16 protein-coding genes and 2 tRNA genes are annotated in these 18,026 nt (G+C 64.7%); 10 read left to right on the top strand and 8 right to left on the bottom strand.

Annotation, left to right across the window (positions count from 1 at the left end; all coding sequences use genetic code 11):
- Position 1 precedes the first annotated feature (1 nt).
- Positions 2 to 673, bottom strand: coding sequence for a response regulator (locus tag BVG12_RS14635; protein WP_075793029.1), 672 nt, complete (start codon positions 671 to 673; stop codon positions 2 to 4).
- A gap of 170 nt (positions 674 to 843) precedes the next feature.
- On the opposite strand from BVG12_RS14635, the gene BVG12_RS14630 reads away from it, so the two are divergent.
- The 4 genes from BVG12_RS14630 (at position 844) to BVG12_RS14615 (ending at position 4,933) form a co-directional block, all read left to right on the top strand.
- The gene (locus tag BVG12_RS14630) at positions 844 to 2,193 is read left to right on the top strand and encodes a porin (RefSeq protein ID WP_075793028.1); all 1,350 of its coding nucleotides are present in this window, start codon (positions 844 to 846) and stop codon (positions 2,191 to 2,193) included.
- A gap of 92 nt (positions 2,194 to 2,285) precedes the next feature.
- The gene (locus tag BVG12_RS14625; protein WP_075793027.1) at positions 2,286 to 3,281 is read left to right on the top strand and encodes an ABC transporter substrate-binding protein; all 996 of its coding nucleotides are present in this window, start codon (positions 2,286 to 2,288) and stop codon (positions 3,279 to 3,281) included.
- Complete coding sequence (locus BVG12_RS14620) at positions 3,281 to 4,057, top strand: ABC transporter ATP-binding protein (protein ID WP_075793026.1); 777 nt, start codon at positions 3,281 to 3,283, stop codon at positions 4,055 to 4,057. The genes BVG12_RS14625 and BVG12_RS14620 overlap by 1 nt, the downstream gene beginning before the upstream one ends.
- A 12-nt stretch (positions 4,058 to 4,069) precedes the next feature.
- Entirely contained in the window at positions 4,070 to 4,933 is an 864-nt protein-coding gene (locus tag BVG12_RS14615) for an ABC transporter permease (protein WP_075793025.1), read from the top strand.
- 23 nt (positions 4,934 to 4,956) lie between these two features.
- On the opposite strand, the gene BVG12_RS14610 is transcribed toward BVG12_RS14615, so the two are convergent.
- The 5 genes from BVG12_RS14610 to BVG12_RS14590 form a co-directional block, all read right to left on the bottom strand.
- Complete coding sequence (locus BVG12_RS14610) at positions 4,957 to 5,667, bottom strand: hypothetical protein (protein ID WP_075793024.1); 711 nt, start codon at positions 5,665 to 5,667, stop codon at positions 4,957 to 4,959.
- 105 nt (positions 5,668 to 5,772) lie between these two features.
- Positions 5,773 to 6,807: a HAMP domain-containing sensor histidine kinase gene (locus BVG12_RS14605; protein WP_075793023.1), complete on the bottom strand. Its 1,035-nt coding sequence runs from the start codon at positions 6,805 to 6,807 to the stop codon at positions 5,773 to 5,775.
- The gene (locus BVG12_RS14600) at positions 6,800 to 7,513 is read right to left on the bottom strand and encodes a winged helix-turn-helix domain-containing protein (protein ID WP_075793022.1); all 714 of its coding nucleotides are present in this window, start codon (positions 7,511 to 7,513) and stop codon (positions 6,800 to 6,802) included. The genes BVG12_RS14605 and BVG12_RS14600 overlap by 8 nt, the downstream gene beginning before the upstream one ends.
- Positions 7,514 to 7,527: 14 nt before the next feature.
- Positions 7,528 to 8,043, bottom strand: coding sequence for a periplasmic heavy metal sensor (locus BVG12_RS14595; protein WP_075793021.1), 516 nt, complete (start codon positions 8,041 to 8,043; stop codon positions 7,528 to 7,530).
- 149 nt (positions 8,044 to 8,192) lie between these two features.
- Positions 8,193 to 8,268, bottom strand: a tRNA-Lys gene (locus BVG12_RS14590).
- 149 nt (positions 8,269 to 8,417) lie between these two features.
- Here BVG12_RS14590 and BVG12_RS14585 point away from each other — a divergent pair.
- Positions 8,418 to 9,383: a GGDEF domain-containing protein gene (locus BVG12_RS14585; RefSeq protein WP_075793020.1), complete on the top strand. Its 966-nt coding sequence runs from the start codon at positions 8,418 to 8,420 to the stop codon at positions 9,381 to 9,383.
- 250 nt (positions 9,384 to 9,633) lie between these two features.
- Complete coding sequence (locus BVG12_RS14580) at positions 9,634 to 10,071, top strand: hypothetical protein (protein WP_156895642.1); 438 nt, start codon at positions 9,634 to 9,636, stop codon at positions 10,069 to 10,071.
- Positions 10,072 to 10,129: 58 nt separating this feature from the next.
- On the opposite strand, the gene BVG12_RS34050 is transcribed toward BVG12_RS14580, so the two are convergent.
- The gene (locus BVG12_RS34050) at positions 10,130 to 10,300 is read right to left on the bottom strand and encodes a hypothetical protein (protein ID WP_156895641.1); all 171 of its coding nucleotides are present in this window, start codon (positions 10,298 to 10,300) and stop codon (positions 10,130 to 10,132) included.
- A 150-nt stretch (positions 10,301 to 10,450) separates the two neighbouring features.
- On the opposite strand from BVG12_RS34050, the gene BVG12_RS14575 reads away from it, so the two are divergent.
- The 3 genes from BVG12_RS14575 to BVG12_RS14565 all read left to right on the top strand — a co-directional run bounded on the left by BVG12_RS14575 (position 10,451) and on the right by BVG12_RS14565 (position 15,847).
- The gene (locus BVG12_RS14575; protein WP_075793018.1) at positions 10,451 to 13,165 is read left to right on the top strand and encodes a bifunctional diguanylate cyclase/phosphodiesterase; all 2,715 of its coding nucleotides are present in this window, start codon (positions 10,451 to 10,453) and stop codon (positions 13,163 to 13,165) included.
- 111 nt (positions 13,166 to 13,276) lie between these two features.
- Positions 13,277 to 15,304: a beta-sandwich domain-containing protein gene (locus BVG12_RS14570; RefSeq protein WP_156895640.1), complete on the top strand. Its 2,028-nt coding sequence runs from the start codon at positions 13,277 to 13,279 to the stop codon at positions 15,302 to 15,304.
- A 147-nt stretch (positions 15,305 to 15,451) separates the two neighbouring features.
- Complete coding sequence (locus BVG12_RS14565; protein ID WP_075793016.1) at positions 15,452 to 15,847, top strand: GYD domain-containing protein; 396 nt, start codon at positions 15,452 to 15,454, stop codon at positions 15,845 to 15,847.
- A gap of 46 nt (positions 15,848 to 15,893) precedes the next feature.
- On the opposite strand, the gene BVG12_RS14560 is transcribed toward BVG12_RS14565, so the two are convergent.
- Positions 15,894 to 15,969 (bottom strand) — tRNA-Lys (locus BVG12_RS14560).
- A 419-nt stretch (positions 15,970 to 16,388) separates the two neighbouring features.
- Here BVG12_RS14560 and BVG12_RS14555 point away from each other — a divergent pair.
- Positions 16,389 to 17,972 (top strand): methyl-accepting chemotaxis protein, encoded by a 1,584-nt coding sequence (locus tag BVG12_RS14555; RefSeq protein ID WP_075793015.1) that lies wholly within the window; start codon positions 16,389 to 16,391, stop codon positions 17,970 to 17,972.
- Positions 17,973 to 18,026: the final 54 nt, after the last annotated feature.

Here is an 18,026-nt window from a genome sequence, read left to right as displayed (position 1 = left end):
GTCAGGCCTCGACCGCGCTCAGCATGTAGCCGAGCCCCCGCAAGGTGATGATGGCGACGCCGCTGTCTTCCAGCTTCTTGCGCAGGCGCACGATGTAGACCTCGAGCGCCTTCGGGGTGACCATGTCGTTCAGGATGACCAGGCTGTCGGCCAGGTCCTGCTTGGACACCGTCTTGCCGACCTTGAGCAGCAGGGCTTCGAGCACCGCATGCTCGCGCGGGGTCACCTGCAAGATCTGGTCGCGGATGCGGAAGATTTTCGAATTGGTGTCGTAGTGCAGGTTACCGCAGCTGAACACGGGGCTGGCCTTGCCGCTGGCGCGCCGCAACAGCGACCGCAGCCGTGCCTCCAGTTCCTGGATGTCGAACGGCTTGGCGAGGTAGTCGTCCGCACCCAGGTTCAGGTGCTCGACGATGTCCTGCAGCGAATCCTGGGCGCTGATGATCAGCACCGGTACGCCATTGTCCTGGCTGCGCAGCCGGCGCAGCAACGTCTGCCCGCTCAGCTGGGGCAAGGTCAGGTCGAGCAGGATCGCGTCATAGGTCTGCGTGCGCAGCAACAGGTCGGCCTCTTCGCCGCTGAACGCTTGTTCGACGGCATAGCCGGACTGGTTCAGCAGCCGGGTCAGCCAGGCGGACAGGTCGCGATTGTCTTCGGTAAGCAAGAGTTTCATCCCGATAATCATGTCCCTTACTGTTGCGTACAGCAAGTCCAAAAAATTAATTTTTGGAGAGAATGTTGATTGTAGGCATTTAGTAGGGTTGCCATTCCTATAGTGGGTTCCGTATGCCTGAAACACCCATGGCTACAGCCACCCACACCTATAAAAACGATGGAGACCGTATGAAAAAGCTGATGGCAATCGCCGTTCTCGCTACGCTGGGCGCCGCCGCACAGGCGCAGACCCAATCCGTTCAAGAGTTGCAGGACGCGCTGGCGAAGGCGCAAAAGGCGGCCGCCGATGCGCAACTCGCGGCACAGCAGGCGCAACAGGCACTGGCCCAGGTGCAGCAAGCCATGGCCTCGCGCGATACCCATGCTGCGGCCACCGCGACGGCGAGCGACGAAACCGGCCGCCAGATCGACCCGCTGGGCGCCAGTTCAGCAGGGCCCAGCGGACTGGTGTACCACCGTGGCGGCGACACCGTGCGCCTGTACGGCTTGATTGACCTGAGCATGAGCCGCAAGACCAATGCCGACAGCGAAAGGCACACGCAGAACGATATGTCGGTGGCCTGGTTCAGCGGCAACCGCTGGGGTCTCGAGGGCGAGCACCTGCTGCCCGACACCGGTGGCATGAAGGCGATCTTCAAGCTCGAGAGCGAATACGAACTCCCGACCGGCAACATGGATACGCCGGGCGTCCTGTTCAACCGGGACGCGTGGCTGGGCCTGGAAAGCCCGACCCTGGGCAAACTGACGTTCGGCCGCCAGAACACGCTCGCCCGCGAATTCTCCAAGATCTACGGCGATGCCTACGGCAGCGCCGGCGTGACCTACGACGAGGGCGGCTACACCAACAACAACGACTTCAAGCAGTTCATCTTTTATTCGGGCAGCGCCACCGGCACCCGCTACGACAAGGGCATCGTGTGGAAGAAAAGCTACGGCAAGTGGATGGCGGGCCTGGCCTACCAGGTGGGCGGCGAACCGGGCAACAACCGCGAAGGCACGAGCAAGTCGGTCGCCCTGGCCTATAACGGCGGCAATGTGAATGTGTCGGGCTTCTACAACACTGCCGTGGTCAACGACTTCACCCACACGTCCTACTCGGTCGGCGGCAACTACAAGATCGGCATGCTGCGCCTGAACGCCGGCTACGTCCACTACAAGGCCGAACAACCGGCGGCCCTGGGCGATCGCCACGACAACGCGTACACGGTGTCGGCCAAGTTCGCGCCGGGCGGCCACTTCGATTATGAGCTGGGCTGGCAGACGATGAATGCCACCAACGCGGCCGTCAATGGCGGCGGCTACGTCCTGAATGCCTTTGCCAACACGTCCGCCGCCAAGGCGACCGCCACCGGCAAGCGCAAGACCGTGTACGGCTCCGTGTTCTACCACTTCGACAAGCGTACGGAACTGTATCTGGCATCGGACTACCTCAGCACCGACGGCGGCTACAAGGCCTCGCAGGCGCATGGCGCCGACTCCCAGTTCGAGCTCGCAACCGGCTTGCGCTTCCGTTTCTGAGCGGGCGACGGATCATATGGACGGGCCGGGCGGGCAGCGGCAGAATGGGCTTGCGCCGTCCCGGCCGCGACAATAATCGATAAGGAGACAACATGAACATTCCATACAAAACCCTCGCCGCCGTCAGCTTCGCATTGCTGGCCGGGCAGGCGTCGGCCGGCGAGAAGATCACCATCATGGTGGGCGGCATGGAAAAGCAGATCTACCTGCCGGCCAAGCTGGCCGAACAGCTCGGCTACCTGAAGGAGACCGGGCTGGACATCGAACTGCTGAGCGAGCCGGCCGGCGTCAATGCCGAGACCGAAATGCTGTCCGGCGCGGCCCAGGGCGTGGTCGGCTTCTACGACCACACGATCGACCTCCAGGCACGCGGGAAAATGGTGGAATCGGTGGTGCAGTTCAGCCAGGCCCCCGGTGAAGTGATCCTGGTGTCGAAGGCGGCGTCCGGGAGCATCAAGTCGCCGGCCGATTTCAAGGGCAAGACCCTCGGCGTGACGGGCCTCGGTTCGTCGACCAATTTCCTGACGCAGTACCTGGCTTCGCGTGCCGGCGTCAAGTACAGCGAATTCACCACGCTGCCGGTGGGCGCCGGCTCGACCTTCATCGCCGCCATGTCGCAAGGGAAGATCGATGCGGGCATGACCACCGAACCGACCATCGCGCGCCTCACCTCGACCAATGCCGCCAGGATCCTGGTCGACCTGCGCAGCCTGAAGAGCACCGTGGCCGCGCTGGGCGGGCCGTATCCCGCCGCGTCGCTGTACATGCAGACGTCGTGGGTCAACAGCCACAAGGCGCAGGTGCAAAAGATCGTGACGGCCTTCGTCAAGACGCTCCGCTACATCAACACCCACAGCGCCCAGGAGATCGCCGAGAAGCTGCCGCCCGAATACTTTGCGGGCAACAAGCAGCTCTACATCGACGCGCTCGAATCGGGCAAGCAAATGTTCACGCCCGACGGCATGATGCCGCCGGAAGGCCCGGCCACCGTCCTGAAGGTCTTGTCCAGCTTCGACAAGGCGGTGGAAGGTAAAACGATCAATCTGGCCGGCACCTATACGACGGAATTCGTGAAAGCAGCCAAGTAATGAATGCCCCTGCAATCGAACTCAATAACGTCAGCCGCAAATTCGTCAGCCCGGAGGGCAAGGTCACGCTGGCCCTGCGCGACTTCAGCCTGCAGGTGCGGGTGGGCGAGTTCTGCGCCATCGTCGGTCCGACCGGCTGCGGCAAGTCGACCACCCTGGGCATGATCACCGGGCTGAATCCACCATCGTCCGGTACGGTGAAGGTGTTCGGCAAGCCGGTCACCGGCATCGACCCCGATATCGGCTTCGTTTTCCAGGCCGATGCGGTGTTCCCCTGGAAGAGCGTGCTCGACAACGTGGCAAGCGGCCCGGTCTTTCGCGGCATGGACCGCGCCGCCGCGCGCGACAAGGCGGCCGACTGGGTACGCCGGGTCGGCCTGACCGGCTTCGAACACCATTACCCGCACCAGTTGTCGGGCGGCATGCGCAAGCGCGTGGCGCTGGCGCAGACCTTCATCAACGAACCGGCCATCCTGCTGATGGACGAGCCGTTCTCGGCTCTGGACGTGCAGACGCGTGCCATGATGCAGGAAGAGCTGCTCGGCCTGTGGTCGGAGCGCAAGGCCTCGGTCGTCTTCGTCACGCACGACATCGACGAGGCCATCGCGCTGGCCGACCGGGTCGTGGTGCTGACCAGGGGGCCCGGCGCGGTCAAGCGTGTCTACGACATACCGCTGCCCCGTCCGCGCCATGTGTCGGAGGCACGTTATTCCGCGGAATTCGTCGAGCTGTCCCGGCAGATCTGGGCCGATCTGAAGGTGGAAGTGAGCATCTAATACAAGCACATCATGAACACGACAACATCTATCATGACGCCCGCCATGCCCAGCGCCGAAGAGCGCCAGGCCATGCGACGGGCCCGGAATTACAAGCGGCTGGTGATCGCGCTGCGGATCGGTCTCGCGGTCACCGTGATCGCGGCCTGGGAATGCAGCGTCCGGCTCGGCTGGCTCGACCCGTTCTTCTTCTCGCAGCCGAGCGCGATCTATCAGCAACTGATCACCTGGTTCACCGAAGGGACGGGGCAGGGTCCGCTGTGGAGCGAACTGCTCGTGACGATGGAGGAAACCGCGCTCGGGTTCCTGATCGGCAGCGTCATGGGCATCGTCTGCGGCATTGTCCTCGGGCGCAACAAGCTGGCAGCCGACGTCTTCAGCGTCTACATCAAGGTCGCCAATGCGATACCGCGCGTCGTGCTGGGCTCGATCTTCATCATCATGTTCGGCCTCGGCATGGGCTCGAAGGTGGCGCTGGCCGTCGTGATGGTGTTCTTCGTGGTGTTCGGGAACGCCTTCCAGGGCGTGCGCGAAGCGGACCGCAACATGATCGCGAACGCCTACATCCTGGGCGCCAACGCGCGTCAGGTGACCTATTCCGTGGTGCTGCCCTCGGCGCTGAGCTGGATCCTGGCCAGCCTTCACGTCAGCTTCGGCTTCGCGCTGGTCGGCGCCGTCGTCGGCGAATTCCTCGGCGCACGCCATGGCATCGGCCTGCTGATCTCGACGGCGCAAGGCACGTTCAACGCCGCCGGCGTGTTCGCGGCGATGATCGTCCTGGCGGTCGTGGCGCTGGCGGCGGAATACCTGCTGACGGCCGTGGAAAACAAGCTGCTGAAGTGGAAGCCGCCCCAGTTCGTCGAAATGGGCATGTAGGCCAGCCGGGATCGTCGCCACGCTCATGCGGATGCCCAGGCTTCCCGCGCCTGCGGCAGCGTGGCGCCGCACAGCAGATAGGTCGCGGCGGTGAGGTTCCAGATCGCCTGGACCAGCAGGATGCCGACGACCACCGTCGCCGTCATGTGCGCACCGGCGGCGACGACGGCCACCCCGGGCAGCGCGCCGCTCACCAGCCCGATGAGCCCGGCCTTGCGCGCCAGTCCGGCGTCGCGCAGCATGGCCAGCGACCACGCGACCGCGGCCACCGATTGACAGACCCAGGCCACGCGCGCGATGTCGCTCAGCGCGACGCCCGCCATCGCCTGGATCATCCAGTAGCCGACCCGCACGGCCTCCGGCGATTTGGTCGCGAACAGCGCTGCCGTATCGGTGCTGATGAAGCCATCGATGGTGGTGGCGATCAGCATCAGCATGCTGCCGGCGCCATACGCGATCAGCCCGGCCAGGACCGGCACGCGCCGCAGCCCGAGGCGCTGCGACAGCACGGTAAAGCCGACCATCAGGCCGCCGATGCAGGCCATCGCCACGATATGCACGAGCTGGTGCGGTTCGCGTAGCGCCACCATGCTTTGCAGGATCGCGAGCGGATCGCTGCCCTGGGCCGGCGAGTCGAGGGCCACGGCCGCGATCGAGGCAACGGCGCTCAGGGCGATGGCGAAGCCGGCGCCGCGCGCGGTGGAATCGGTATCTCGTTCTTGACGCGTCATCATGTGTGCATCCTTTCAGTGTGTGGTTGCACGGCGGTTCGCGTGCGGCATCCACTATCCGGCGCGGACTTGTCGCCCGCATGTACGCACGGTAAAGATGTGTAAAGCTCAGCGCATGCGCGGCAGCGTCACCCGGAAGCAGCAGCCGCGCGCGCCGTTCGGCAGGCATTGCGCATCGCCCCCGTGGTGACGCGCGATCTGGCGCACGAGGGACAGCCCGAGGCCGACGCCGCCGGTCGATTCGCTCGCGCCGGCAATCCGGTAGAACGGTTCGAATACGCGCTCCCGTTCGGGTTCGGGGATGCCGGGACCGCCGTCGCATACGTCGAGCCGGAGCGCCGCATCGCCGGCAGCAACGAGCCGCACCTCGACCTTTGATCCGGCGCCGTAACGCACCGCGTTCTCGACGAGGTTGCGCACCATGCGGCGCAGCAGCTTCGGCTCGCCCATCATGCTGTGGGCGCCAGCCTGCAGCGTGGCGCCGACGCGCGCGCATTCCTCGGCCAGGATGCCGGTCAGGTCGACTTCCTCCGGCGGCGGCATGGCTGCGCTGGCGGCGTCCAGGCGGCTGGCGAGCAGCACTTCGTCGATCAGCTGGTCGAGTTCGGCGACGTTGCGCCGCAGCTCGGCGCCGATGCCGGGGGCCGCCTGCTCCGCCATCAATTCCGCAGCCATGCGGATGCGCGCGAGCGGCGAGCGCAGTTCGTGCGACGCGTTGGCCAGCAGCGACTTCTGCGCGCCGACCAGTGCCTCGATGCGCGCCGCCGCGCCGTTGAAGCTGGCCGCGAGCCGCGCCACCTCGTCCTCGCCTTCCACTGCCACGCGCGTCGCAAGCTGCCCGTCGCCCCACGCTTCCACGCTGTGTTGCAGGCGTTCGAGGCGGCGCGTCAGCCGGCGCACGACCGGGTAGGCGCCCGCCGCGACGACCAGTGCGATCGCGACGAGCAGCACGACGAAGCCCATCGCGTGCATGCGCGGACCGACGATCGCCAGGCCCGCGCGGGCCGGATCGAAGCGCAGGTGGGCGAGGCCGAACAGCACGGCGGCCGTCAGCAGGCTGGCCAGCAGGGCGAGATAGAAGCGCACGAACAGGCGCTGTCCGGGCGCCACGCGCATGGCCGGCCCCGGCGCGGCGTCACGCATCGTGCGCCTTGGCGAACACGTAGCCGACGCCGCGGACGGTGATGATGCGGCGCGGCTGCTTCACGTCGTCCTCGATGGCGGCGCGCAGGCGGCCGATGTGGACGTCGATCGAACGGTCGAACGGATCGAATGCCTGTCCCTTCACCGCGTCGAGGAGCTGCTCGCGCGACAGCACGCGGCCGGCCCGTTCCGCCAGCGCGACCAGCAGGTCGAACTGGTAGGCGGTCAGCGCGCGCGGGGCGCCGTCGAGCCGCGCGACGCGCGCGCCCAGGTCGATGTCGAGACGGCCGAAGCGCAGCACCCGCGACTCCGGCTCGGCCGCCAGCGGCGGGCGGCGCAGCACCGCGCGCAGCCGCGCCAGCAGCTCGCGCGGCTCGAACGGTTTGGGAAGGTAATCGTCGGCCCCGATTTCGAGGCCGACGACGCGGTCGAACGGATCGCCTTTCGCCGTCAGCATCACGATCGGGACGGCGCGCAGCGGCGCGGCGAGCGTACGGATCCGGCGGCACACGTCGAGGCCGTCGGCGTCCGGCAGCATCAGGTCGAGCAGGACCAGCGCGATGGCCTCGCCGTCCTGCTCCAGCGTGGCGATGCCTGCCTGTGCGCTGGCGGCATGCCGGACCTCGAAACCGTGCGGCGCGAGATAGGTCGCGACCATGCCGGCCAGGCGGTCGTCGTCTTCGATCATCAGGACTTGCTGGACCATGCGCGCATCATACCTTACTGCATGTGTGCCTTCAGGTGCTCGGCGAACCTCACCCGCTGCTCGGGCGTGAGCACGTCGGCGGCGTCCTCCATGGCGGCCAGCGCGCGCCGGCTCATGAGGTCCATCCGCTGCATCTGTTCGGCGCGCAGCTGTTCGAGCGCGGCGCGGTCGATCACCGGCGCCGTCAGCAGCGCATGCGCCTGGGCGTGCGCCTGGCGGAACTGTTCGTGCGTCGGCCGCAGGTCGGCCATGGCGGCCTTGGCGATCGCCGCCACCCGCGCCTTCTGGTCGGGGCTCGCGTCGGCCGCGAACTGCTCGACCATCTTGTCGATATGCGCGTCCATGGCCGCCGGGTCCAGCGCCATGAGTTCGGCATGGCCGTGGTGGCCGTGGTGGCCGGGCAGGGCGGGGAGGCCGTTGGCCAGGCTGACGCCGGCGGCGCCGGCCGCCACGGTCAATGCGGCGGCAACCAGCCAGCGCCGCTTGGCGCGCGCCGCGGTGCCGGGTTTGTTGTCGTTGTGCGTGTTCATCGGGAGCCTTTCTGCAAGTGGAGGTTCCCACTTTGAGGCCGCCGTTTTGCGGAGATGTGTGTGGCGCGTAAAGATTTGTAAAGCAGGGCTTGAGGCCGCGGAAAAGCAAAAAGCCCACGAACCTGCGTTCGTGGGCTTTCTGGTGTTCGTGGTAGGCCGTGCTGGGCTCGAACCAGCGACCAACGGATTAAAAGTCCGCTGCTCTACCAACTGAGCTAACGACCCGACGGGCAGCATTATAGCGGCTCATCGGCCCCTGGCCAAGTGCTTTCGTGAAAATTGGCAACAATCGTCGGGAGACGCGGGCCTCCGAATTCCCGCCAAGACGGTTGAATTCCGGTATGATTAGTTGATTTTCAGATACTAAAAATGCCGTGATCCCGACCGACTCCGATACCGCCACCGATCTGTCCCTGCGCGCCCTGAATCTCGTCAACAGCGGGATCATCGTGCTCGACGCTCACCACAACATCGTGCTCTGGAACGGCTGGATGGTGCCCCGTTCCGGCCGCGCCGCCGCGCGCGTGCGCGAACGCCCGCTGTTCGAGGTGTTCCCCGAACTGCGTGGATCGCGCGTCGAAGCGGCCGTGCTGGCTGCACTGACCGATGGCGCGAGCACGGCCATCCCTCAGACGGAAAGCCGGTCCCCGTTTCCGCTGCGCGAGGCGGGCAGCTTCGACGGTCCGCGCATCGAACAGGCCGTCACGGTCACGCCATTCCGCGATGGCGAGCAGCGCTACTGCATGATCGAGATCCGCGACGTCAGCGGCACCGTCGAACGCGAAAAACGCCTGCTCGACCACGCGGAATCGCTGCGCGCGCGATCGTACGTCGACGGCCTCACGGGCATCGCCAACCGCCGCTACTTCGACGTCGCACTGGACCGCGAACTGCGCCGCGCGCAACGCATGAAGGGCGAGCTGTCGCTGCTGTTGATCGACATCGATTCCTTCAAGGCCTACAACGACCACTTCGGCCACCAGCAGGGCGACACCTGCCTGTCGACCGTGGCCCAGGCCCTCGCTGCCAAACTCAAGCGCCCGGCCGACGTGGCGGCGCGCTATGGTGGCGAGGAATTCGCGGCGATCTTGCCGGACACGTCGCTGGAGCAGGCCCGGCTGCACGCGAACGCGATCCGCGAACACGTGGCCGGCCTGGCGCTGCAGCATGCGCCGGCGGCCCACTGGCCGATGGTCACGCTGAGCATCGGTGTCGCAAGCTTTGATCGCGAGCGCCTGCATGAGGTTCCCGCACTGATCGAGGCCGCCGACAAGGCCTTGTATGCGGCTAAGCGTGGCGGCCGCAATCGCGTCGTGGTAGACGGCGATACCTCTGCGTGAACATCATTCAGCACGCGGCGGGGACGTGCATATGCGTTTCCGCGCCGCGCATAGCGATACGGGAAGCGGCCCGTCAAGGCCGGATGTGAGTCATTTCGCATCGATCTGATTTCCGCCGGATCGAGACTCTTTCGTGATGCGGCGCCCGCAGGCCTTGTGGCTGGCGGACGCCGCCCTAGACTGAGGATGCCGCTGCAGGCCAAGCCCGCACCGCGGCATCCTGTCCATCACGTTTTCTGAAGGAGCGATCATGCGTCCTCTTCCCTTGGCACTTTCCGCATCCCTGCTGTTGTCCGCGCCCGGTGCCGGCGCGCAGTCGGCTCACTATCCCATCAACGACGACGCGCCGATCTCCCGCGTGGAAGTGACGGCCCAGCCGCGTACGGCATTCCGCATCTGGGACTACCAGCTTGACGCGGTCAGCGGCGCGTACGAATTGTCGAACGGCTGGCGGTTGAAAGTGCAGCCGGCACGCGACGGCATCGTCGCACAGATCGACAAGCAGCATCCGATGCGCCTCGTCGCACAGTCGCCGGACAGGTACGTCTCGCGCGACGGCAACGTGATCATGGAATTCAACCGAGGCGATTCGCGCGACGACATGATGATGAGTTATGTTCCGAGCGACGTCACCGACCCGCGCATGGCCCAGATCATCGTGGTGACGGCGAAGATGGCCCAGCGCTGACGCGCGGCACACGCCGGAAAACGACAACGCCGGCGCCGATGCCGGCGTTGTCGTTGGATCAGGAGGGCGTCGTCACGCGCTGGCGCCGCCAGACCAGCAGCGCCAGCAAACCGAGCCACGCCGCCACCATGACCTGCGCGGCCGCATCGCCGATGCCGTTCTCGACGCCGCGCACCACCGCCAGCAACGCGCCCGACAGCAGCGCCGCGACCATGCCCCTTGATGTCATTCTTCGTCTCCCTCGAGGTCGATGCGTATGACCATGAACTTACCATAACGTAAGCAGTCGTCTGGTCGATACTCGGGTGCGGTATTTGTTGAATTTTTTCGGAACAAGCAGTACTTTCCGATAGGAGGAATCGTCTGACAGGGGCGAGTAATGTTCCGCAGATTCTTGAAGTACTTGCGAACACGCGTCGCGACAGCACACCACGCGCGCGCCGGGGCCTCTGCATTTTGGAAGCAGCACATCGGGCACCTGCTCGCGTGGCCGCTGGGGGCGCTGGTCGTGCTGGGGCTCGGCTGGTTCCTCCTGTTCCAGCAACTGGACGCGGAGCGCAGGCAGCTCGAGCTCAAGACGCAGCAGGATGCGCATACCCTCGCCAACGACTACGCCGATCAGATCGTGCGCGCGGTCGACCAGATCGAACAGACCGCCCGGTTCGTGAAATACGATTGGGAGACGCGGCAGGGCGACGTGCACCTGGGCTATGCGGACGAGCACGGATTATTCCTCGACGCGTCGCGCATGCTCGTGGCGCTGGTCGATGGGCAGGGCCGCGTGCTGACGTCCAGCGCGCCGACGACGATGTCGCCGGCCGCGGTCGCCTACATCCTGCCCCGGGTGCGCAGCGGCATTCCGGTCAATTTCTTCGTGGACGAGGTGCCGATCGAGGGACGTAACAGTCCCAGGCACCGGCTGCTGTTCGCCTGGGAGTTGTCGGACCGCGATGGCCGGTTCGCGGCCGCCGTCGTCATCGCGGTCGATCCCGCGTATTTCACCATGGGCGATGCGGAAGCCGTCTTCAGCCAGGATGGCCTGCTGGCCATCGTCGGCGACGACGGACGCACGCGCGCGCTGCGGTCGGAGGGGCCGGCGGGCACCATCCGCCAGCCGGCGTTCGTCCATGCGCCACCGCTGAGGCTATCGGCCGGCAGCGCGCTCGTCGATGGCCATGCATGGTTCGGCGACGGCCGCGCGCGTTTCGTCGGCTGGAAGCATATCGACCGCCGCGGCGTGAACGCGGTGGTGGGACTCGACTACGAGGCCGCCCTCGCGCCCTGGTATGCGATGCGCAGCGCGTGGACCAGCAGCGCGATGCTGGGGACGGTGACCATGGCCCTGTTCGCGCTGCTCGCGATGAGCAATTCGCTGCGCCTGGCGCGCCGCGACCGCGACCTGCGCGTGATCCGCGACACGTACCGGATGGCCACCGAGGCCAGCAACGAGGGCTTCTACATGCTGCGTCCGGAATGGGGCGAGCGGGGCGAGGTCAAGAACTTCGAGGTCATCGATTGCAACCGGCGCGCCGCCGAACTGGTGGCGCGCGAGCGCCGGGACCTGATCGGCAAGACGCTGACCGACCTGTACCAGGGCGAGACCCTGGCCGAGCGCATGGACATCCTGCGGCGTGCCATGGAAAGCGGCTACAACGAGGTGACGCTGGGGCGCGCGCATGAACACTTCCCGGCCAAGTGGGTGCACCTGAAAATGTTCCGCTACGGCGACAACCTGGCCGTCTCGGCCCGCGACGTCACCGAAGAACGCGCCCACGAAGAAGAGCTGCTACGACGCAGCAACGAAGACCCGCTCACGCGCCTGCCCAACCGCTACTGGGTCGAAAGCCACCTGCGCGACGCCATCGCGCGGGCCGAGCGGGACAACACGATGTTCGCCTTGCTGTTCATCGACCTGGACGGCTTCAAGGCGATCAACGACACCTGGGGCCATGCCGCCGGCGACGAGCTCCTGTGCACGGCGGCGCACCGGCTCAAGGAAGCGGTCCGGCCGCACGATTGCGTGACGCGGTTCGGCGGCGACGAATTCGTGATCGTGCTCGAGAATATCGCCGGCGCCTTCGACGCGGCCCAGGCGAGCGAGCGCATCCAGCGCGCCTTCCGCCGGCCCATCCGCATGTCCTACGGCGAGTACGTGGTCGGTGCCTCGATCGGCATCAGCCTGTACCCGACCGACGGCAAGGAATCGCGCGCGCTGCTGCAGAACGCGGACGTCGCGATGTATTCGGTGAAGACGCACGAGCGGGGCTCGTATCGCTTCTTCGACGGCAAGTTCCACGACCAGTTGAAGGCGCGCCTCGAGCGCATCCGCGAGCTGCGCCATGCGTTGGCGGACGACCAGTTCGTCATGTACTACGAGCCGCGCGTGGACCTGGCGGACGGTTCGATCACGAGCCTGGAAGCACTCGTGCGCTGGATCCATCCGACGCGGGGCATCGTTTCGCCCGCGGAGTTCGTTCCCCTCGTCGAGGAAACCGGGCTGGTGCTCAGGCTCGGCGACCTCGTGATCGACAAGGTCTGTGCCCAGCTGGCGCTGTGGGCGAAGAGCGGCGACAAGCTGGTGCCCGTGTCGATCAATATCTCGCCGCGCCAGTTCAACGACACCGACGTCGCGCAGACGCTGCGGCGGGCGCTGGAACACCATGCGGTCGACCCGCGCCTGCTCGAAGTCGAGCTGACGGAGTCGTCCGTGATGAACGAGACGGCCTCCGTCGTGGGCGCGATCCAGGCGATCCGCCAGACCGGCATCAAGGTCTTGCTGGACGATTTCGGCACCGGCTATTCATCGTTGTCGCAGCTGTACAAGCTGAATTTCGACGGCCTCAAGATCGACCGCGCCTTCATCGTCCAGCTCGGCAAGACGGAGGGCGGCGTCGTGATCGTCAGGGCGATCGTGACGATGGCGCGCGCGCTCGCGATGCGGGTCGTCGCGGAAGGCGTCGAAACGATGGAGCAGGTCGACATGCTGCGCGCGCTCGACTGCGACGAGATCCAGGGCTACCTGATTTCGAAGGCGATGCCGCCGGCGCAGTCGCAGCCGGTGGCGCGCAATTTCGTGGTGGTGGAGGCGGATTAGTAAAACGCACTAAACACAGCCCGGAACGTGAAGTTCGATTGAATCTCCATGGCACCCTGCGTATAAAACGCTGGGTTGCACATAAAAATTACTTACATCGTGGAGACTAGCATGATGAACCATTCATCTCGAGCCAACGGATGCGTCACGTTCCTGCAGAGGACGGCATCGTTGGCGGCGCTGTGCGGCATTGCGTTTTCGTCCGCGGCATCGGCTGCGACGGGCTACACTGGCGTGTATGGCGGCGGCCCGCTGTACAAGCATGTGGCGAGCAATATTACGGAAATCCAGAACTCCGGCTTCAACGAGGTCATCGTCTGGAGCGTGCAGGTCGGCGCATCCGGCGATTTGAATCTCAACGGCGAATTCCCGCTGACTTCGGGCGGCGTCTACGTCGGCAACAATACCTGGCCGAACTTCGCTGCCGACCTGACGTCGATGAAACAGGGCAGCCCGAAGCGCATCACGTTCAGCGTCGGCTCGTCGAATGCGAACCCCAGCGATTTCGACCACGTCAAATCGCTCGTGCAGACCGAAGGCACCGGCCCCACCAGCTCTCTGTACAAGTCGTTTCAGGCCTTGAAGCAGGCCTTGCCGTCGGTGGATGCGATCGATTTCGACGATGAGAGCACGTACGATTCCGCGACGATGACGCAATTCGCCGTCATGCTCGGCAATCTCGGTTATCACGTCACCGTCTCCCCGTACACCAATGCGGCCTTCTGGACGTCGGTGGTCTCGAACATCAATTCTCAATTGCCCGGAACGGTCGACGGCGTGCATTTGCAGGCCTATTCGGGCGGCGCCGGCAACAGCCCGTGTTCGGGCTGGAATTTCGGCAGCGTGCCGGTCTTCCCCGGTTTGTGGGACGCCAATTACACGCCGCCGGCCATGCAGACGCAGATGCAGAACTGGAAGAACCAGTGCGGCATCGTTGGCGGCTTCCTCTGGCTGTACGACGACATCGCCGGCAAGACCTACAACGGCCAGAACTCGGCGCAGGCCTATGCCGGCGCCATCAACAACGCGCTCGGCATCAACCCCTACCCGGCAGGCGCGTACAACGTCGAGACCAGGTCCAGCGACGGCACGGCGATCACCAACGGCGGCATCGATGGCGGCGGCTACGCCTATTCGGCTACGCTGCTCGGCTCGTCGGTCACGTGGAACGGCACCACGTTCAATCTGGGCGCCGCGGATACCGTCGACGCCTGGTACAACACGACCATCGCGCTGCCCGCCGGCCAGCACAACACGCTGAATCTTCTCGCCACCGGCGTCCAAGGCAGTCAGGCCGCGCAAACGTTCATCGTGAATTACACCGATGGCACGAGCACGACGATCAGCCAGAGCCTCAGCGACTGGTTCAGCCCCCAGAACTTTGCGGGCGAATCGAAAGCGGTCACGATGGCTTACCGTAACAATCCCGACGGCACCAAGGACAACCGTACATTTTATTTATACGGTTATTCGTTCGCGATCAACGGTGCGAAGACGGTGTCGAGCCTGACGCTGCCGAGCAACCGCAACGTGGTGGTGCTGGCCGGCGTGCTGGGCGACTCCGCACCGCCGCCGCCGGGCACGTCCGTCAGCCTGTCGTCGGCGTTCAACCGCGGTGGTGTCTACACCGACGGCACGAAGTTCGGCACCTGCAACGCCCTCGGCTGCACCGGCGGCGGCCTGGACGGCAACGGCTATGCCTACTCGGCCACGCTGCTCGGGACATCGACCACGTTCAATGGCGTCACCTACAACTACGGGGCAGCGAATACGAACAACGCCATCAGCGCCGCGGGGCAGACGATCCAGCTCCCGGCCGGTCAATTCTCCTCGCTGCGCATGATGGCCACCGCGGTCGGCGGCAACCGGACATCGCAGGCATTCAAGGTCAACTACACGGACGGCACGTCGACGACCTTCACCCAGAGCATGAGCGACTGGTTCACGCCGCAAAGCTATGCCGGCGAGATCGATGCGGTGCCGATGAGCTATCGCGACACGAACAGCGGCGGCCGGGACAGCCGCACCTTCCACTTGTACAACTATACGTTTGCGCTGAACAACGCGAAGACCGTGCAGAGCGTCGTGCTGCCGACCAATGCCAACGTCGAAGTGCTGGCGGTGACCGTGGTGCCTTGACCGGGAAGGGGAGCGGAAAGCAAAAAGCCCATGAACAGGAGGTTCGTGGGCTTTTTTGTATTCGCGGTCGGCGGTGGTCGGCGCCTTGGCCACCCTGAACTGCCGCGTAGGAGCACTGTCAAACGACAGTCTTCCGGGAGGTGTGCAATGGCCAAATATCTGTTCGAAGCGAGCTATCTCAGCGAAGGCGTCAACGGCCTGCTGAAGGAAGGCGGTACGCGACGGCGCCAGGCGGTCGATGAATTATTCCGTTCACTCGGCGGTGCCGTCGAAGCCTTCTATTACGTGTTCGGCGACAGGGATGTCGTCATTATCGGCGAGCTGCCCGACAATGCCACCGCAGCGGCGTTGGCGCTGAGGGTGAATGCCGCCGGCGTTACCACCTGCAAAACGACGGTCTTGCTTACGGCGCAGGACATCGACATGGCGGTAACCAAGACCGGCAGCTATCGTCCGCCCGGCTACGACATCGCGCCCGAGGTCGCCAACTGGGAGGGCGAGGGCGGGCATCTGGCGGCGGCTACGCCGAGCGGGAATCCATAAAACAAAAACGCCAACCCGTGAAGGCTGGCGTTTCCGCTTGAATCTTTGGTAGGCCGTGCTGGGCTCGAACCAGCGACCAACGGATTAAAAGTCCGCTGCTCTACCAACTGAGCTAACGACCCGAAGAAGGCACGCATTATAGCGGCTCGGCCGCCGTTCGCTAAGCGTTTTCTTGCGAATACAACACTTTACCGCTCGCGTTTTGCCGGTCGTGTCGGAGGCGTCGCGGCGGAGATCGCCAGACTGCTCAGGACGAAGGCGGCGGCGAACGTGGCGGCAAAGAGGGTCGAAAGAGTACGCATGATGGCTCCCGGCGGCGGAGGATCAGAAATCCGGTTGCCGCGTTGACGCTACCGAGTATAGGTAGCAACGGAGCGCATTCGGTTGCCGTATAACAACAAAAAGTTCACGGCGAAAAATAAAGTGTTAGTAGGAATTTTGCGTTGTTTTGGTGCAACTGAAGCCGAATTGAAAGCCTGGGCTCGTAATAATTGGCCTCAAGCAAGTCCATAATAATAGCTTCAACAAGCCGGAGACACCGATGCGCTGGTTCCACCACCTCAAGATTACCAACAAGTTACTGGTTGCATTTGTCCCCGTGATTGCAATGACTTGTGTAATGGGAATATTTGCAATTGTCCAATTGATCAAGGTCGGCAATTCGTCCACCGAGATTGCCAAAAACTGGATGCCCGCCATCCGTCACATCGGCGAGTTGCAGACCTCGCTGGCGCGCTTCAGGATTTCCGAAGCCACCCATATCCTGCAGGATGGCGAACCCGAGATGAACGCCGCCGACAAGGCACTCGCGACCCGCCGCGACATCATGCGCAAGCAGCAGGAAGCACTGACTGCCCTGGTGTCGGACTCCGAGGAAAAACGCATTTACGCAGATTTCCAGCAGGACCTGGATGCCTACATGGCGGAAAGCGCCAAGCTGACCGCGCTTTCGCATGCGGGCAACAAGGACGAGGCACGGGCACTGTTCAAGGGCGCCTCCAACAAGATCTATCGCAAGATCAACGAGGAATTCGAAGCCCTGTCCAAGCACAATGACGACGGCAGCGATGCCTCCGAACAGGCAGCCGAGCAGACGTTCAATATGTCGCGCAAGCTGATTATCGGCGCACTGGTGTTGTCGGTCGGCGTCGGCCTGCTGCTGGCGATGTGGGTGGCGCGCATCGTGGCGAAGCCGTTGAACGAAGCGATCAGCGTGGCGCAGCGGGTTGCGAGCGGCGACCTGACGGCCGACATCGAGGTCGACAGCCGCGATGAAACCGGCATGGTCATGAGCTCGCTGCGCGACATGAACCAAAGCCTGGCGCACGTGGTAGGCCAGGTGCGCAGTTCGACAGATGCGATCGCCACGGCATCCGCGCAAATCGCCAGCGGTAACATGGATCTGTCCGCCCGCACCGAGGGGCAAGCCAGTTCGCTGGAGGAAACCGCATCGGCCATGGAAGCGCTGACCGCCACCGTGCGGCAGAACGCCGACAATGCGCGTCTCGCCGATCAACTGGCGCAGTCGGCGTCCAGCGTGGCGGCCGATGGCGGCAAGGTCGTGGGCGACGTGATCACGACCATGGAGGGGATCAGTGCTGCGTCGCGCAAGATCGTCGATATCATCGGTGTCATCGACGGCATCGCATTCCAGACCAACATCCTTGCCCTGAACGCGGCGGTGGAAGCCGCGCGCGCCGGCGAACAAGGACGTGGATTCGCGGTCGTCGCATCGGAAGTGCGGAGCCTGGCGCAGCGCAGCGCCGTTGCGGCCAAGGAGATCAAACAGTTGATCGAAGATTCGGTCCGGCAGATGGATTCCGGCACGGTGCTGGTGCAGCAGGCCGGCAATACCATGGACCAGATCGTGGCCAGCGTGCAGCGTGTGAGCGGCGTGGTGGGGGAGATCTCGGCGTCCAGCGTCGAACAGCGTTCCGGTATCGAAGAAATCAACAAGGCCATCGGTCAAGTCGACGAGACCACCCAGCGGAACGCCGCCCTGGTCGAGGAAGCTGCTGCCGCGGCCGCCGCTTTGCAGGAACAGGCGGCGCAACTGGCGGCGGTGGTGTCCCGGTTCCGCCTGGCCGATATGCCGCGCCGGCTCGGGATGCTGCGGTCGGCGTGATCGGCCCAAGCCGAAAACAAAAACGCCAGCCCGAAGGCTGGCGTTTTCGCTTAA

Origin of the sequence: Massilia putida, assembly GCF_001941825.1 — a bacterium.
GTDB lineage: Bacteria > Pseudomonadota > Gammaproteobacteria > Burkholderiales > Burkholderiaceae_D > Telluria > Telluria putida.
Note: the sequence above shows the minus strand (reverse complement) of the source record. Positions and strands in the feature narration are given on the sequence as shown.